This is a genomic window from Caulobacter sp. GW821-FHT12D05 (assembly GCF_058807295.1).
The window spans coordinates 157260-173617 of the sequence record NZ_JBXAQO010000006.1; the positions used below are offsets into that span (position 1 = coordinate 157260).

General features: G+C 67.7%; 14 protein-coding genes. 11 read left to right on the forward strand and 3 right to left on the reverse strand.

Features of this window, described 5'->3' with window-relative positions; translation table 11 throughout:
• Positions 1-24: 24 nt before the first annotated feature.
• Complete coding sequence (locus AC1RRR_RS25650; protein WP_492817457.1) at positions 25-864, reverse strand: ATP-binding protein; 840 nt, start codon at positions 862-864, stop codon at positions 25-27.
• Positions 865-983: 119 nt separating this feature from the next.
• Here AC1RRR_RS25650 and yajC point away from each other — a divergent pair, with 119 nt between their 5' ends.
• The 6 genes from yajC to AC1RRR_RS25680 all read left to right on the forward strand — a co-directional run bounded on the left by yajC (position 984) and on the right by AC1RRR_RS25680 (position 5764).
• Positions 984-1289 carry a preprotein translocase subunit YajC gene (yajC, locus tag AC1RRR_RS25655; RefSeq protein WP_454715204.1) on the forward strand — a complete coding sequence of 102 codons (306 nt, stop codon included), beginning with the start codon at positions 984-986 and terminating at the stop codon, positions 1287-1289.
• A gap of 61 nt (positions 1290-1350) precedes the next feature.
• Complete coding sequence (gene secD / locus AC1RRR_RS25660) at positions 1351-2946, forward strand: protein translocase subunit SecD (RefSeq protein WP_492817459.1); 1596 nt, start codon at positions 1351-1353, stop codon at positions 2944-2946.
• Between the two features lie 11 nt (positions 2947-2957).
• A complete protein-coding gene (secF, locus tag AC1RRR_RS25665) occupies positions 2958-3905 on the forward strand; it encodes a protein translocase subunit SecF (protein ID WP_492817461.1) in 948 nt (315 codons plus the stop codon).
• Complete coding sequence (locus tag AC1RRR_RS25670) at positions 3905-4258, forward strand: Mth938-like domain-containing protein (protein ID WP_492817463.1); 354 nt, start codon at positions 3905-3907, stop codon at positions 4256-4258. Before secF ends, AC1RRR_RS25670 begins: the two co-directional genes overlap by 1 nt.
• 110 nt (positions 4259-4368) lie before the next feature.
• On the forward strand, positions 4369-4983 hold the full coding sequence (locus AC1RRR_RS25675) for a urate hydroxylase PuuD (RefSeq protein ID WP_492817465.1): 615 nt from the start codon (positions 4369-4371) through the stop codon (positions 4981-4983).
• A gap of 67 nt (positions 4984-5050) precedes the next feature.
• The gene (locus tag AC1RRR_RS25680; protein ID WP_492817467.1) at positions 5051-5764 is read left to right on the forward strand and encodes a squalene/phytoene synthase family protein; all 714 of its coding nucleotides are present in this window, start codon (positions 5051-5053) and stop codon (positions 5762-5764) included.
• Positions 5765-5910: 146 nt separating this feature from the next.
• On the opposite strand, the gene AC1RRR_RS25685 is transcribed toward AC1RRR_RS25680, so the two are convergent.
• Complete coding sequence (locus AC1RRR_RS25685) at positions 5911-8007, reverse strand: dipeptidyl-peptidase 5 (protein ID WP_492817469.1); 2097 nt, start codon at positions 8005-8007, stop codon at positions 5911-5913.
• Positions 8008-8293: 286 nt separating this feature from the next.
• Here AC1RRR_RS25685 and lpxC point away from each other — a divergent pair, with 286 nt between their 5' ends.
• The 3 genes from lpxC (at position 8294) to recN (ending at position 12011) form a co-directional block, all read left to right on the forward strand.
• Positions 8294-9190, forward strand: coding sequence for a UDP-3-O-acyl-N-acetylglucosamine deacetylase (gene lpxC, locus AC1RRR_RS25690; RefSeq protein ID WP_492817471.1), 897 nt, complete (start codon positions 8294-8296; stop codon positions 9188-9190).
• 100 nt (positions 9191-9290) lie between these two features.
• Positions 9291-10220, forward strand: a complete 930-nt coding sequence (locus AC1RRR_RS25695; protein WP_492817473.1) for an outer membrane protein assembly factor BamD — start codon at positions 9291-9293, stop codon at positions 10218-10220.
• A gap of 93 nt (positions 10221-10313) precedes the next feature.
• Positions 10314-12011, forward strand: a complete 1698-nt coding sequence (gene recN / locus AC1RRR_RS25700; RefSeq protein ID WP_492817572.1) for a DNA repair protein RecN — start codon at positions 10314-10316, stop codon at positions 12009-12011.
• A gap of 44 nt (positions 12012-12055) precedes the next feature.
• On the opposite strand, the gene AC1RRR_RS25705 is transcribed toward recN, so the two are convergent.
• Positions 12056-13207 carry an acyltransferase family protein gene (locus tag AC1RRR_RS25705; protein ID WP_492817475.1) on the reverse strand — a complete coding sequence of 384 codons (1152 nt, stop codon included), beginning with the start codon at positions 13205-13207 and terminating at the stop codon, positions 12056-12058.
• An 84-nt stretch (positions 13208-13291) separates the two neighbouring features.
• Here AC1RRR_RS25705 and ligA point away from each other — a divergent pair, with 84 nt between their 5' ends.
• A complete protein-coding gene (ligA, locus tag AC1RRR_RS25710; RefSeq protein WP_492817477.1) occupies positions 13292-15643 on the forward strand; it encodes an NAD-dependent DNA ligase LigA in 2352 nt (783 codons plus the stop codon).
• A complete protein-coding gene (locus AC1RRR_RS25715; protein WP_492817479.1) occupies positions 15619-16254 on the forward strand; it encodes a 3'-5' exonuclease in 636 nt (211 codons plus the stop codon). Before ligA ends, AC1RRR_RS25715 begins: the two co-directional genes overlap by 25 nt.
• The last annotated feature ends 104 nt before the right edge of the window (positions 16255-16358 follow it).

Here is a 16358-nt window from a genome sequence, read left to right on the forward strand (position 1 = left end):
CGCCACGCAAGGGCCGGCCCGGAACTAGGCCGGCAGCTTGACCCCCAGCTCGCCCGCCAGGTCGCGGATGAACTGCCAGGCTACGCGACCCGAGCGGGCGCCGCGCTGGGTCGACCACTGCAGGGCGCGTCGGTCCAGGTCCTGGGCGTGTAGGCCGAACTGCTCGGCATAGCCCCGGATGGCGGCCAGGTAGGTGTCCTGGTCCATGGGCGGGAAGCCGATCCACAGGCCAAAGCGGTCCGAGACGCTCATCTCCTCTTCCGCATTTTCGGCGGCGGCGATGGCGCCCTGGCGCTCGACGTGGTCGCGCGGCATCAGGTGACGGCGGTTCGAGGTGGCCACGAACAGCACGTTCTCGGGCGGACCCGAGACGCCGCCTTCCAGCGCCGACTTCAGGGCCTTGGCCGCGGCCGCGCCGTCCTCGAACGAGAGGTCGTCGCACAGCACCACGAAGCGCTCGGAGCGGGCGCGCAGCAGGTCGAACAGCGGCGGCAGGGCGGTGACCTCGTCGCGGTCGACCTCGATCAGCTTCAGCGCGGGGAACTCGTCGGCCAGGGTGACGAAGGCGGCCTTGGTCACCGAGCTCTTGCCCGTGCCGCGCACGCCCCACAGCAGGGTGTGGTTGCTGGGCACGCCCACGGCGAAGCGGCGCAGGTTCTCGACGAAGCGGGTCTTCTGGCGATCGATGCCGACCAGGCTGTCCAGCGACAGCGGATAGTCCGGCGCGGGTACGAAGGCGCCGCTCTGGGGCTCGTGCCGGAAGAGGCGCGCAGCCGCAAAATCCGGGGCGGGCGGGGGCGGGGGCGCCAGGCGTTCCAGGGCGTCGGCGATGCGGGCGAGCAGAGGAGTGGACGCTTCAGTCATGGGCACGCTGCATACCGGGTGCGCTTGCATTGCAAAAGGGGAGGCGAACGCATAGCTTCCGCCGACTTGGCGCGACCCTATCTAGAGGCGGCGCGCCTAACGGAATTCTCGGAGTCCCTATGAACAACCTGAACGCCCAGATCATCCAGCTCGCCCCCATCCTCCTGATGGTCGTGCTGTTCTACTTCATGCTGATCCGTCCGCAGCAGAAGCGCGCCAAAGAGCACCAGAACATGCTGGGCAACCTGAAGCGCAACGACACTGTCGTGCTGTCCAGCGGCATCATCGGCAAGGTGATGCGCGTCGAAGACAAGGAAGTCGGCGTCGAGATCGCCAGCGGCGTGACCGTGAAGGTCGTCAAGGGCATGATCACCGAGGTCCGCGCCAAGGGCGAACCGGCCGCGGCCAACGACGCCAAGAACTAAGGCGCTTTAAAACCCTGTCTCGAGGCGTTCGTATGGACGCCGCCTGAAAAGTCACTGATCCATGCTGACCCTTTCCCGCTGGAAGATCATCGCCGTTACGCTGTCGGTGATCTTCGGCATCCTGTTCTCCCTGCCCAACGTGCTTCCGCAGAAGACGTTGGACGCCATGCCCGGCTGGCTGCCGCACCAGAAGCTGAACCTCGGCCTCGACCTGCAGGGCGGTTCGTATCTGCTGTACGAGGTCGACACCGACGCTCTGCACCGCGAACGCCTGTCGAACCTGGTCGAAGACGTGCGCCTCCAGCTGCGCAACGAGCAGATCCCGTTCGGCGAGCTGGCCCAGCAGGGCGACGTCGTCAGCGTCCGCATCGGTGACGCCTCGCGTTACGACGACGCGATGAACGTGCTGCGCAAGAACATCGGCGCGCCGCTGGCCGGCGTGATCGGCGGGAAGGACGTGGCGGTCACGGGCAAGGGCGATCAGCGCATCCAGCTGGAATACGTGCCGGAAGCGATCCGCGCCGACGCCGCGAAGGCCGTCGACCAGTCGATCGAGACGGTCCGTCGCCGTATCGACAGCCTGGGCACCAAGGAACCCTCGATCAACCGCCAGGGCGCCAACCGGATCATGATCCAGGCGGCCGGCGAGAGCGATCCCGAGCGCCTGCGCGCCGTCATCGGCAAGACCGCCAAGCTGACCTTCCAGATGGTCGACGAGACGGTCACGCCCGAGGACATGCAGGCTGGTCGCATCCCGCCTGGTTCGGAACTGCTGAAGGGCGACCGTTTCGCACCGGTCTACGTCGTCAAGAAACGCGCCGTGGTGTCGGGCGACGAACTGACCAACGCGACGCAGACCTTCGACCAGAACGGCTCGCCGGCCGTCGGCTTCGCCTTCAATGGTTCGGGCGCCAAGAAGTTCGGCGACGTCACCACCCGCAATCGCGGCAAGCGCTTCGCCATCGTCCTGGACAAGCAGGTGATTTCAGCCCCGACGATCAACGACCCGATCACCGGCGGCAGCGGCATCATCACCGGCAGCTTCACGGCCCAGAGCGCCAACGAGCTGGCCCTGCTGCTGCGCTCGGGCGCCCTGCCGGCCCCGCTGAACATCGAAGACCAACGCACCGTGACCGCCGAGCTCGGCGCCGACGCCGTCAAGGCCGGCTCGATCTCGCTGGCCATCGGCGCCCTGTCGATGTTCGTGTTCGTGATCCTGGCCTATGGCCTGTTCGGCGGCTTCGCGGCCATCGCCCTGGTGATCAACGTGCTGCTGATCATCGGCATCATGTCGATGACCCAGGCGACCCTGACCTTCCCCGGCATCGCCGGCCTGATCCTGACCCTCGCCGTCGCCGTCGACGCCAACGTGCTGATCTACGAGCGCATGCGCGACGAGGCCAACGCCGGGCGAACGCCCATGGCCGCGGCCGACCACGGCTACAAGCTGGCCCTGACCTCGATCCTGGACGCCAACATCACCAGCCTGATCTCGGGCCTGATCATGTTCAGCTTCGGCTCGGGCCCGGTGAAGGGCTTCGCCTGGACCCTGGTGATCGGCGTGTTCACGTCGCTGTTCACCGCCATCATCATCACGCAAGTGCTCATCGGCTGGTGGTTCAAGGCCACCAAGCCGAAGAAGCTGCCGATCGCATAGGAGATCCGACCATGCGTTGGCCCCTCATTCGCTACATCCCGCGCGCGACCCACTATCAGTTCGTGCGCTGGGCTCCCGTCGCGGCCGTCTTCTCGGCCATCCTGATCCTGGGCTCGATCGGTTCGCTGGTCTTCCACGGCCTGAACCTGGGCATCGACTTCAAGGGCGGCGTCGCCCTGGAAATCAACATGCCGCGCCCGGTGCCTCAGGGCGAGCTGCGCACGGCGCTGGACCAGATCGGCGCCCATGACGGCCAGGTCCAGGGCTTCGGCTCGCCGAACGCCGCCATGGTCAAGTTCCGGCCCGCCGAGGGCGAGGCCGCTACGGCCGCGTCCAAGCACGTCGAGACCGAGCTGGTGAAGCGCTTCCCCGACCTGAAGGTGACCAGCCGCTCGGAAGTGGGCGCCAAGGTCTCGGGCGAGCTCCTGATGTCCGGCTTCAAGGCCCTGGGCGTCGCCCTGCTGCTGACCCTGGGCTACATCTGGTTCCGCTTCGGCCTGTCGTACGGCACGGGCGCGGTCGTGGCCGTGATCCACGACATCGTCCTGACCCTGGGCCTGCTGTCGGTGGTGGGCATCGAGTTCTCGATGACCGAGATCGCGGCCCTGCTGACGGTCATCGGCTACTCGATGAACGAAAAGGTCATCACCTTCGACCGTCTGAAAGAGAACCTGCGCAAGTACAAGACGACCCCGCTGCGCGACATCATCGACCTGTCGGAGAACGAGCGTCTGTCGCGGACGATCATCACCGGCACCACGGCCCTGCTGGCCCTGGGCGGCACGATGGCGTTCGGCGGTCCGGTGCTGTTCCCGCTGGTCTTCACCATGGTGTTCGGCATCATCATCGGCACCTATTCGTCGATCTACATCGCCCTGCCGCTGATCCTGGTGTGGGGCGTCAAGCGTGGCGACGAAGAAGCCACGCCGATCAAGCTCGGCGCGGCCTCGCGTCCCTGATGCGTCAGCCGCCGTCCATCGACGCCTGGGGCGGCGGCGGCTTTCGAGTCGCCGGCGACTGGCGGCCCGGCTCGCTGCTGATCATCGACGATCAGCCGCGCGACTGGGCCGCGACCGCCCTGGCGGACCTGACGCCCGAGGCCTTCGCCGAGGTGTTCGCCGCCGGCGGAGCCGTCGAGTTCGTCCTGTTGGGCACGGGCCTGGTCAACGCCTTGCCGCCGCGCCCCATCCGCGACGCGATCAAGGCCGCCGGCCTGGGCCTGGAGTTCATGAGCACCGAGGCCGCCGCGCGGACCTACAACGTGCTGGCCAGCGAAGGCCGGCGGATGGCCGCGGCCCTGATCGCGGTCTGAGATCGCGGTCTGATTTCAAGTCCAGGCGCGGGCGAAGTCGCTGACTTTGCCCGACTCTGCAAACGGTCCTAAGGTCCTGTTCAAGCAATAGGGATCCGAGGGGGAAACCGATGTCTGGACTGCTTTCGAACTTCCGCAACACCATCACCGTAAGCGTCGTGCTGGGCCTGGTGATCATCATCGGCTACGGGCACAGCCCGCACGGCCATGACAGCAGCTACTTCCAAGCCATCTTCCGGCTGCTGCACGTCTGGTTCGGCATCCTGTGGATCGGACTGCTGTACTATTTCAACTTCGTGCAGATCCGGGTGATGCCGCAGATCCCGGCCGAGCTGAAGCCGGCGGTCAGCAAGTACATCGCGCCGGAAGCCCTGTTCTGGTTCCGCTGGGCGGCGCTGTTCACCTGGGTGATGGGCGTGATCCTGGCCTTCAGCCGCGGCTACTTGCTGGAAGCCGCCACCCTGGGCCTGGCCGGCGGCTACACGCCCGGCGTCGACATGGGCTTCACCTTCATCGGCACCGGTATGTGGCTGGCCACGGTGATGTTCATCAACGTCTGGGTCTTCATCTGGCCGAACCAGAAGATCGCCCTGGGCATCGTGGAAGCGGACGCCGACGCCAAGGCCAAGGCCGCCAAGCTGGCCATGCTGTTCTCGCGCACCAACGTCCTGCTCAGCATCCCGATGCTGGCGACCATGGCGATGAACCAGACGCTGTTCGGCTGACGCCGGGCGCGACACGCTGTAAGGGGAGGGCCCGCCAGGTTCGGCGGGCCTTCTTCGTTTTGAGCTCATGGCCGATACCGAAACCCTCGACGACCTCGTCCGCCGCGTCGATCCCGACCGCTGGCTGGCCAGCCGGTTCATCGGCGACGCCGCCGCGCGGGCCGACGTCATCGCGCTGTACGCCATGAACTACGAGCTGGCTCGGGTGGCCGGCGGCGTCACCAACGCGCTGATGGGCGAGATCCGCCTGAGCTGGTGGCGTGAGGCCATGGAAGAGATCGCGGCCGGCAAGGCGCCGCGCAAGCATCCCAATGTCGAGGCCCTGGCTGCTTCGAAGTTCGATCCCAACGCCCTGGCGGCGCTGTCGGAAGCCCGCTTCACCGACCTGGACGAAGGTCCGCTGAAGGACGAGGCGGCGGTGCTGGCCCATGTCGATGGCACGGCCGGCGCGCTGGCGGTGCTGGCGGCGCGTCGGCTGGACCCGAGCGCCGACCCGCACGCCGTGAAGGGCGCGGCGCGAGCGTGGGGGCTGTCCGGCCTGTGGCGGCTGAAACAGTCCGGGCGTGATCGATTGCCGGCGGACTGGACGCAGGCGGACGTGAAGCGTCGCGTCGAGGACCAGCTGAAAGCCGCGCGCGGCGAGGTGAGGGGCCTACCCGTGGCGGCCTTCCCGGCCGTGGCTCCGGCGGCGTTGGCGCGGGCCTATGTGGCTGGGCGTCAGATGGGCGAACTGGAGAAGAAGGCCCGCCTCACCTTGGCGGTGGCGACGGGGAAGCTCTAACCCCCAACCGTTTTCCCGGCGAAAGCCGGGACCCAGATCGTATGGCTGTGAGGCGCATGCAGAAACGCCCGCGATCCTATCGGGGACCGCGGGCGCTCTTGCATCTGGGCCCCGGCTTTCGCCGGGGGAAACGGGATTGGGTTAGATCACTTGCCGGGACGGTTATTCCCCGTCCACTGGTCCAGCCAGTCCAGCACTTCCTTGTGCCACTGCACCGAATTCTGGGCCTTCAGCACCCAGTGGTTCTCGTTCGGGAAGTACAGGAACTTGCTGGGCACGCCCTTGCGCTGGAGGGCGGTGAAGGCGCCCAGGCCCTGTTCGACCGGGATGCGGTAGTCCAGCTGGCCCTGCACGATCAGCTGCGGCTTGGTCCACTGCGCCACGTGATCGACCGGGTTGAACTTGTCGTAGGTCGTGCCCGCTTGCCACGGCGTGCCGCCGTTCTCCCACTCGGTGAACCACAGCTCCTCGGTGGCGTAGCCCATGGCGCGGGTGTCGAAGACGCCGTCGTGGGTGACCAGGCACTTCCACGGCTCGGCCCAGTTGCCGGCGATCCAGTTGACCATGTAGCCGCCGTACGAAGCGCCCAGGGCGCAGGCGCGGTCGGCGTCGAGGAAGCTGTACTTCTGGGTCGCGAACGCCCAGCCCTTCTGCAGGTCCTCCAGCGGGCGGTCGCCCCAGTGCTGGCTGATCGCGTCGGTGAAGGCCTGACCGTAGCCGGTCGAGCCGTGGAAATCGACCATCACCACGGCATAGCCGGCGTTGGCGTAGACCTGCGGGTTCCAGCGGTACGACCAGCTGTTGCTGAACGAGCCCTGCGGGCCGCCGTGGATCAGGAAGGCCACCGGATACTTCTTGGCCGGGTCGAAGTTGGCGGGTTTCAGCACGAAGCCGTGCACGGTCTCGTCGTTCCAGCCCTTGAAATCGAACTGCTCGGGCTCGCCCCAGGCCACGTCCTTGAGGGCCTCGTCGCTGACGCTGGCCACGCGGATCGGCGGACCCTTCTTGGCGGGCAGCAGGAACAGCTCGGACGGGCTTTTCAGCGAGTCGGAGGCGTAGACGATGCCGTTCGGCCCCACGTCGAAGGCGGTGACGTGGCCGTCGCCGGTTAGGGCGGTGACCTTGCCGGTCTTGACGTCGATGGCGAACAGCTTGCCTTGGCCCACGTCCAGGGCGGTGGCGTAGATGGTCTTGCCGTCACGGCTCCAGGCGATGGCGTCGGCCGAGCGGTCCCAGGTCGGGGCCAGTTCGCGCTCGGTCTTGGCCGCCTCGTCCCAGATCATGATCGCGAAGCGGTCGGCCTCGAAGCCCGGGCGCTTCATGGCGCGATAGGCCATCAGCTTGCCGTCCGGGGAGGTGATCTCGACCGTGTCCCAGGCCTTGTTCTTGGCGGTGTAGTTCTCAGGCTTGGCCGAACCGTCCAGCGGGACGCCCCACATGTCGTAGTTGGTGGTCCAGGGCTCGTCCTTGCCGGCGATCTTGGCCGAGAAGATCACGAGCTTGCTGTCGGAGCTGATCGAGAAGTCGTCGTCACCGCCGTAGGGCTTGGTCGGCGTATCGCCGTCGAAGCCCTTCATCAGGTCGACGGGCTGGCCCGCCGCCACGCCGTTGGCGTCCAGGCTCCAGGCGAAGAGGTGGTTCTTGGTGCCGTCGTTCCACGTATCCCAGTGGCGCACGAACAGCTTGTCATAGACCACGCCGGTGGCCTTGGTCGCGGTCTTGGCCGCCAGGCGGGCCTCGGTGCACGACAGGTCGGGGCAGTCGGGGAACACGGCCTGGCCGACGACGATGCTCTTGCCGTCCGGCGCGACCTTGTAGGCCAGCACGTCGAACGGGGCCGAGGTCACCTGGGTCGCGGTTTCGCCGCTGACGTCGGTCTTGAACACCTGCTCGGTCCCGCCGGCGCGGCTGGACGAGAAATAGATGGCCTTGCCGTCGGCGCTCCAACGGCCGCTGGACGCGCCGCCGTCCGAGATCTTCAAGCGGCGCGGGGCCATCTTGGTCTTCAGGTCGGCGACCCACAGGGACATCGCGGCCTTGTTGGCCGGATAGTTCATGGTCCGCACCGAATAGAGCACGAAGCGGCCGTCGGGCGAGACGCGCGGATCGGACAGGCGATCCAGGCTGGCCATGTCCTTGGCGGTGAAGACGTGCGGCTTTTGCGGCGCCTGCGCATGAGCCACGCCGGCGAGGGCGGCTGAGAGGGCGACAGCCGAAGCCGCGAAACGCAAGGTCTTGATCATGAAACCGAAAATCCCGGAAACGGTTATCCCATCTGGCGGCGGAGCCTAGTCCCGCTTTTCGCCACCGGCTAGGGCCGCCGGGCAAGAGATTCCCGACCACGGATCGCCGATCGGCGGTCTGTTTCGGCGTATGCGTTCGCGTGACAAATCCGTAATAAAATCCGTCGCTTAGCGCGTAACAATCCGAAACAGGACTTGCTTTGCCGCGACGCAGCATCCTCCTTACATGCTTAAGCGGGGCGATAGGATAGCCGCAGAGCTGTCCGTCCAACGATAAGGGTCTCTAGTGTCGGCTTCGGGTTATTTTCAGCACACGGTCGCAGGGCCGGTGATCTTTGCGGGGATCGGCCTGCACACGGGCGCGCATGTGCGCGTCGCCGTGCGCCCGGCGGCTCCCGACGCGGGGATCATCTTCGTGCGGACCGATGTGCATGACCGCGACAATCGTGTCCCCGTCACTGCCGAGTCGGTCTGCCAGACGCAACTGGGCACCGTGATCTGCAATGGCGACGACGTTCGCGTCTCGACCATCGAACATCTGATGGCGGCCCTGGCCGCCCTGTCGATCGACAACTGCGTCGTCGAACTGGACGGCCCGGAAGTGCCGATCATGGACGGCTCGTCCGAGCCCTTCGTCCAGATCCTGGACCGCGCCGGCCGCCGCAAGCAGGAAGCCGTCCGCCAATATATCGAGATCCTGGCGCCGATCACGGTCGAGGACGGCGACAAGCGCGCCAGCCTGCTGCCGGCCGATCGTTTCGAAGTGGCCTTCGAGATCGCCTTCGGCTCCAAGGCCATCGGCCGTCAGGCCGTGGATCTGGTCGTCGACGAAGAATCGTTCCGCGCCGAGCTGTCGGACTGCCGCACCTTCGGCTTCGTTCGCGACGTCGAAGCCCTGCGCGCCATCGGCCTGGCCCGTGGCGGCTCGATGGAAAACGCCGTGGTCATCGACGGCGACCGCGTGCTGAACCCGGAAGGCCTGCGTCGTCCGGACGAGTTCGTGCGCCACAAGGCCCTGGACGCCATTGGCGACCTGTATGTGCTGGGCAAGCCCATCCTGGGCCGCTTCGAAGGCGTTCTGGCCGGTCACGGCCTCAATAACGCCGTGGTTAGAGCGTTGCTGTCCCAGCCGCGCGCCTGGCGCCTTCGCGCTCTCGCGTCGGAACTAGCCGAAGCGGTCTAAAGGGGAGCTCCCCGCGTACGGACTTTGCCTTCGCATTTGCGCCTTTCACGGCGTGGTGTAGAAGCCTTGCACGGCGCAGGGGCGCGCGTTTGCTTCGAAGGTGAGAGACTCCGTGCTTCGTAATTTCTCGGGACGTTCGGCCGTCACTATCGCCGCTGTGCTTGCCGCCGTGTCGGTGGCGGGCTGCGCCGGCAAGTCCAAGAAGCCGAGCCTCGCCTACGAAGAGCGCCCCGTCGAGCTGCTGTATTCCACCGGCGCCGATCGCCTGGACCGCGGCAACTGGAACGAGGCCGTCGACTATTTCCGCGAGGTCGAGCGCCAGCACCCGTATTCGGAATGGTCGCGCCGCTCGATCCTGATGACCGGCTACGCCCACTACCAGGGCAACCAGTACAATGAGGCCATCGGCGACGCCGACCGCTTCATCTCGCTGTACCCGGGTAACCCGTCGGCCCAGTACGCCTTCTATCTGAAGGCCATCTGCTACTTCGAGCAGATCGTCGACGTGAACCGCGACCAGGCCGCCACCGAGCAGGCCCTGGCCTCGCTGCGCGACGTCGTCCAGCGCTATCCGAACACCGAATACGCCACCGACGCCCGCCTGAAGATCGACATGGTCAACGACCAGTTGGCCGGCAAGGAAATGGCCATCGGTCGCTACTACCTGAAGAACGGCCAGACCCTGGCCGCGATCGGCCGCTTCAAGACCGTGCTCGAGCGTCACCAGACGACCTCGCACACGCCCGAAGCCCTGTTCCGCCTGGTCGAGGGCTACATGACCCTGGGCCTGCTGGACGAAGCCAAGCGCAACGGCGCGATCCTGGGCTACAACTTCCCGGGCGACCGCTGGTACGCCGACGCCTACAAGCTGCTCAACGACAACGGCCTGCGCCCCGCCGTCGAGCCGCTGAAGGCCGGCACCAAGCGCAATGCGCTGGAACGCGTGCTGACGCGCGACAAGACTACGACCCTGGCGCCCCCCGGCGAAAAGAAGGCCAAGAAGGGCCTGATGGGCGTTCTGGGCATGTAACGACGACAGGATCGGACGTCGGAAACGGCCTGATCCTGTTTTGTTCTGTCTTTGCGCTTTGAAAAACTCTGATTCCCGGCGATCTTGCGTTTCATGCTGATCGGCCTCTCCATCCGTGACGTCGTGCTCATCGAGAGCCTGGACCTTGCCATTGGCGAGGGCCTGACCGCGTTGACCGGCGAGACCGGGGCCGGCAAGTCGATCATCCTGGACGCTCTGGGCCTGGCCACCGGCGCGCGCGCCGACGCCGGCCTGGTGCGTCGCGGGGCCGCCGGCCACGCCTCGGCCACCGCCATGTTCGCCTTGGCGGCCGACCATCCCGCCTTCGCCTATCTGGACGAGAAGGGCCTGGATTACGCCCGCGACGAGGACCTGGTCTTGCGTCGTCAGCTGTCGCCGGACGGCCGTTCCAGAGCCTTCGTCAACGATCAGGCCACCAGCGTCGGCGTGCTCAAGGACCTGGGCGCGCTGCTGCTGGAGGTGCATGGCCAGCACGAGACGGTCGGCCTGCTGGACCCCAAGACCCATCGCGGCCTGCTAGACGCTTTTGGTGGCGTGTCGGTCGGCGCTGTCGGCGCGGCCTGGAGCGGCTGGCGCGCCGCCCGCACGAAAGCCGACGAGCTGCGCGACCTAGCCAGTCGCGCCGCCGCCGAGACCGAGGAACTGACCCTGCGGCTCTCCGAGTTGGACCGCCTGGATCCGCGCGAGGGCGAGGAGACGGCCCTGGCCGACGAGCGGGCGCTGCTCAGCTCGGCCGAGAAAGCCATGGCCGACATCGCCTCGGCTCAGGACGCCTTGGGCGGCGACAACTTCACGGGCAAGCTGGCCCAGGCCTATCGCGCCCTGGAACGGGCCCGCGACCGCGCCCTGCAAGCCGGCGCGCCCGCCGAGGGCACGGCCATGACCCGTCTGTCGGCCGCCTGCGAGGCTGTCGACCGCGCCATCGTCGAAGCGCAGGAAGCTACCGCCGCCATCGACACTGTCGCCGAGAGCTTCGAGTTCGAGCCCGACCGCTTGGAAAAGGCCGAGGAGCGCCTGTTCGCCCTGCGCGGCATGGCCCGCAAGCTGAATGTCCTGGTCGAGGACCTGCCGGCCAAGCGCGCCGAGTTCGCCGCCCGCCTGCAAGCCATCGAGACCTCGGAAGACGCCCTGAAGGTCGCCGACGCCGAGGCCGCCGAGGCCCGCGAGGCCTTCCTCTACGCCGCTGAAGCCCTGTCGGCCGAACGCCGCGCCGCTGGCGACGCCCTGGCCAAGGCCGTCGAGGCCGAGCTGACGCCGCTGAAGCTGGAAAAGGCCAAGTTCCGCGTCGCCGTCGAGCCGCTGGCCGAGGACCGCGCCGGTCCGACAGGCCTGGACCGCATCGCCTTCGAGATCTCGACCAACCCCGGCGCGCCGTTTGGCCCGATGGAGGCCATCGCCTCGGGCGGTGAGCTGGCGCGTTTCGCGCTGGCGCTGAAGGCCGCTCTAGCCACCCGCAGCGGCGGTCCGCAGCCGCTGATGATCTTCGACGAAGTGGATCAGGGCGTTGGCGGGGCCGTTGCTGACGCGGTCGGTCTGCGTCTGAAGCGCCTGGCCGCCAACGCCCAGGTGCTGGTCGTGACCCACTCGGCCCAGGTGGCGGCGCGCGGCGACGCCCACTGGCGAATCTCGAAGTCGGGCGACGACACCTCGACCCGCACCAAGGTCGAACCCCTGACCCCGGCTCAGCGCGAGGAAGAGATCGCCCGGATGCTGTCGGGCGCCGAGGTCACCGAGGCCGCGCGCGCGGCGGCGCGGGCCTTGATGGCATAACCCACACTCCGCTCATCCCCGCGAAAGCGGGGACCCAAGCCGAGTCAGATGTTCGTCCCGAACCGTGCAGCCAGCGGAGAGGCCGCTTGGGTCCCCGCTTTCGCGGGGATGAGCGGTTGTTGGGAACGGCTCTTGATCCACTTTTGCAGCGGCGCATCCACCACGCGCTCGAACACCCAGGCCACGGCGATCGTGGCCGGAATGGCCGCCGCCCACAGCGTCCACTCGGCCGCCGTCGGCAGGCCCAGCTTGGCCTCGGCCATCCGCACCACGCCGAACCACACGGCCGCCGTCAGGGTGTTGGTCAGGAACAGCGAGAAGCTCAGCTTTCCAGCTTGACCCGCCCAAGCCCACGCACGCGGCTTCGAAGCGCCGGCCGCGTAGATCAGGAAGGCCAGCAGGGCCAAGCTGAAGTGGTCGAAATTCCCCAGGCCCTGGATGCCGATGACGATGGCCAGGGTGGCCAGCGCCAGCGGCAGCGCTTGGCGGCGGGCCAGGGTCGTGACCGGCAGGCGGGCGACCAGCAGGCCGATCATGAACAGCGGCACGCCCCGGATCAGGCCGAACCGCAGCGGCAGCTGATAGCTGGGCACGTCGAAGACCATCAGGGCGGTGAAATCGATGGCCACCCAGGCGCAGACGCCCATGGCCAGCAGCTGCAGCGGACGCTGGGTGGCGGCGACCTTGCGCCAGACCATCGGGAACAGGGCGTAGGCGGCGATCAGGGCCGACAGGGTCCAGGTCGGCATGTTCCAGCCCGAGGTCCCCGGCACGAACCAGGCCTGGACCAGGAAGATCTGCGGCAGCAGCTGATCCCAGGCGAACCACTGCGGGTTCTGCGGCGCGAGACCGATGGCCGAGGTGCCGACGAAGAAGGCGACGAAGGCGGCCAGCATCACCAGGTGCGACGGCCAGATGCGCTGCACGCGGCGCTTCAGGAAGGTCAGGGTGTCGACTTCAGCCCCCAGAACGCGCGGACCGTAGGTGCGAGCCAGCACATAACCCGACAGCATCAGGAAGAAGTCGGTCGCCAGATAACCACGCCCAAAGGCCGGCGACAGGCTGAACAGCGACACCGGGGCCCGCTCGGCCACGTGGTAGAGCACAATGAACAGCGCCGCCAGGAACCGCAGGGCGTCCAGCGGACCGTCCCGCGACAGGACAGGCAGGGCGGTATTTGTGCCGGCTTTGAACATCGAAGGCTCCTTCAAGCCTTCGGTCGCAAGCATCGCGCCACGTTGCTAACCTGCCGGAACTTCCCGCCTTCCGGATTCGCCGACGTGTCCCTGATCCCCATCGCCGACCTCACCGAAGCCCAGGCCGTCGAGGAACTGGAGCATCTGGCCGACGCGCTGACCGCTCACGACCTGGCCTATCACCAGCAGGACGCGCCCACGATCAGCGACGGCGAGTACGACGCCCTCAAGCGCCGCAACCTCGACATCGAGACCCGCTTCCCGCACCTGATCCGCGACAACTCCCCGTCCATGCGGGTGGGCGCGGCGCGGGCCGAGCAGTTCTCGCCCGTCGAGCACGGCGTGCCGATGCTGAGCCTGGACAATGCCTTCTCCAATGACGAGGCGACCGAGTTCGACGCCCGGATCCGGCGGTTCCTGCGTCTGTCGCCGTCCGACACCGTCGCCTATACCGCCGAGCCCAAGATCGATGGCCTGTCGGCCTCGCTGCGCTACGAGAAGGGCGTGCTGGTCCAGGGCGCGACGCGCGGTGATGGCCGCGTGGGCGAGGACGTCACCGCCAACCTGCGCACCATCGCCGACATCCCCCACCGCCTGAAAGGCTCGGGCTGGCCCGACGTGGTCGAGGTGCGCGGCGAGGTCTATGTCGAGCTGGCCGCCTTCGCCGCCTTCAACCAGGCCGCCGAGGAGGCCGGCCAGCGCACCTACGCCAACCCGCGCAACTTCGCCGCCGGTTCGCTGCGCCAGATCGATCCCAAGATCAGCGCCCAGCGGCCGCTGCGGTTCTTCGGCTATGCCTGGGGCCTGGTCTCCGCGCCATTCGCCGACAGCCAGTGGGGCGCGCTGGAGAAGCTAGCGGAATGGGGCTTCGTCACCACGGCCCCGCCGGCCAAGCGGGTCGAGAACGCCCAGGGGCTGCTGGAGGTCTACGCCGCGTTCGAGACCCTGCGCCCGACCCTGGACTTCGACATCGACGGCGTCGTCTACAAGGTCGACGACCTGGAACAGCAGCGCCGCCTGGGCTTCGTCTCGCGCTCGCCGCGCTGGGCCATCGCCCGCAAGTTCCCGGCCCAGCAGGCTCGCACCACTCTGGAAGCCATCGACATCCAGGTCGGCCGCACCGGCGCCCACACCCCGGTGGCGCGCCTGAAGCCAGTCACCGTCGGCGGCGTCTCGGTGACCAACGCCACGCTGCACAATGGCGACGAGATCGCCCGCCTGGATGTGCGCATCGGCGACACCGTCGTCCTGCAGCGCGCCGGCGACGTGATCCCGCAGATCGTCGAGGTCGACATCGCCGCGCGTCCCGATCCGGCGCCGCCGCCTTACGAATTCCCCCATGTCTGCGAATGCCCGCTAAAGACGGCCCTGGCCCGCGAGGTCACCGCCTCGGGCCAGGAGTCGGTGGTGCGCCGCTGCACCGGCGAGTTCGCCTGTCCGTTCCAGCGGGTCGAGCACCTGCGCCACTTCGTGTCTCGCCGCGCCTTCGACATCGAGGGCCTGGGCGAGAAGCAGCTGCAGGCCTTCTTCGACGAGGGCTGGATCACCGAACCGGCCGACATCTTCCGCCTGGCCAAGGACGAGGAGAAGCTGGCGGCCCTGCGCGAGCGCGACGGCTATGGCGAGACCTCGATCGCCAACCTGGTCAAGGGCATCGACGCCCGCCGCACCATCGGCATGGACCGGATGATCTACGGCCTGGGCGCGCGCGACATCGGCGAGACGACCTCGACCGTGCTGGCCCGCAACTTCGACCGCTTCGAGGATCTGCAGGCCGCCGCCGAGGCCGCCGCCAAGGGGCTGCCGGGCGAGACCTACCTCGAACTCTCCACCGCCCAGGGCGTCGGCCCCAAGGCGCTGGACCTGCTGATCGAGGCGGGGAAGGGCGGGCTGCTGGCCGACCCCTGGCCGGAAGCCGCCGACCTGGAGATCAAGATCGGCCACGCGGTCCCCAAGCTGACCAAGCCCGCCAAGGCGGCCCTGGCCCAGCGCTACGGGACCTGGGAGGCCTTCGCCCAAGGCTTGGTCGAGGCCGCCTCGGGCGCGCCGGGCGACGACTATCTGCACCTGGCCGCTGTCGACGGCGTCGGTCCGGTAGCCGCCCAGTCGCTGGCCCGGTTCTTCGCCGAAGAGCACAACCGCCGGAAGGTCGACAACCTCGTCGCCGAGCTGGACATCCAGCCGGTCGCCAAGCCCAAGACCGACACGGCCGTGGCCGGTAAGACCATCGTCTTCACCGGCTCGCTGGAGAAGATGACCCGCGACGAGGCCAAGGCTCAGGCCGAGGGCCTGGGCGCCAAGGTCGCTTCGTCGGTGTCCAAGAAGACCGACCTCGTGGTCGCCGGCCCCGGCGCGGGCTCCAAGCTGAAGACCGCTACCGAGCTTGGCATCCAGGTGATGACCGAGGACGAGTGGCTGGAGATGGTCGCCAAATGAAGGTCATCGCGCTGGACTTCGAGACCGCCAACGAGCAGCGGTCCAGCCCGTGCTCCATCGGTCTGGCCTGGATCGAGGACGGTCAGGTGGCGCGGGTCGAGCACCACTGGATCCGCCCGCCCGGCAATCGCTTCGCGCGGTTCAACATCGCCTTCCACGGCATCGGCCCGCAGGATGTCGAGGACGCCGAGGAGTGGCCGGATGTGCTGGCGCGCTTGCGGCCCGAGCTGGAGGGCGCGCTGGTCCTGGCCCACAACGCCTCGTTCGACATCAGCGTGATCCGTCGGTCCTGCGAGCACTACGACGTGCCGGCGCCGGGCTTTGACTATCTGTGTACGGTGCAGGTGGCGCGCGGCGTCTGGCCGGATCTGCCGTCGCACAAGCTGAACGTGGTCTGCGGCCACCTGGGCGTCGACTTCAAGCACCACGACGCGGCCGGCGACGCCTATGCCTGCGGGCAGGTGGCCCTGGCGGCGACCAGCTTGAACAGCCTGGGCCATGTGCGTGAGCTGCCGGGACGCTTAGGGATGAGCCTGGGCCGGCTGGATCACGACGGCTATACGCCCTCGCGCGCGGCGGCGGGCGCTCGCAAAGCCCGCGCCTGGGCCTGAGGCGCATCGCCGCAACCGCAATTCCCGCCTCGTTTTCGCCTTGGCTCTTGTCCTGACTGGATGGATCGCGCAACGAGGGACCCAAACGCGCGTTTCAGCCGCGC

Coding starts and splice junctions, on each gene's coding strand:
- AC1RRR_RS25650 (WP_492817457.1), bottom strand. CDS start 864: ATGACTGAAGCGTCCACTCCTCTGCTCGCCCGCATCGCCGACGCCCTG.
- yajC (WP_454715204.1), top strand. CDS start 984: ATGAACAACCTGAACGCCCAGATCATCCAGCTCGCCCCCATCCTCCTG.
- secD (WP_492817459.1), top strand. CDS start 1,351: ATGCTGACCCTTTCCCGCTGGAAGATCATCGCCGTTACGCTGTCGGTG.
- secF (WP_492817461.1), top strand. CDS start 2,958: ATGCGTTGGCCCCTCATTCGCTACATCCCGCGCGCGACCCACTATCAG.
- AC1RRR_RS25670 (WP_492817463.1), top strand. CDS start 3,905: ATGCGTCAGCCGCCGTCCATCGACGCCTGGGGCGGCGGCGGCTTTCGA.
- AC1RRR_RS25675 (WP_492817465.1), top strand. CDS start 4,369: ATGTCTGGACTGCTTTCGAACTTCCGCAACACCATCACCGTAAGCGTC.
- AC1RRR_RS25680 (WP_492817467.1), top strand. CDS start 5,051: ATGGCCGATACCGAAACCCTCGACGACCTCGTCCGCCGCGTCGATCCC.
- AC1RRR_RS25685 (WP_492817469.1), bottom strand. CDS start 8,007: ATGATCAAGACCTTGCGTTTCGCGGCTTCGGCTGTCGCCCTCTCAGCC.
- recN (WP_492817572.1), top strand. CDS start 10,314: ATGCTGATCGGCCTCTCCATCCGTGACGTCGTGCTCATCGAGAGCCTG.
- AC1RRR_RS25705 (WP_492817475.1), bottom strand. CDS start 13,207: ATGTTCAAAGCCGGCACAAATACCGCCCTGCCTGTCCTGTCGCGGGAC.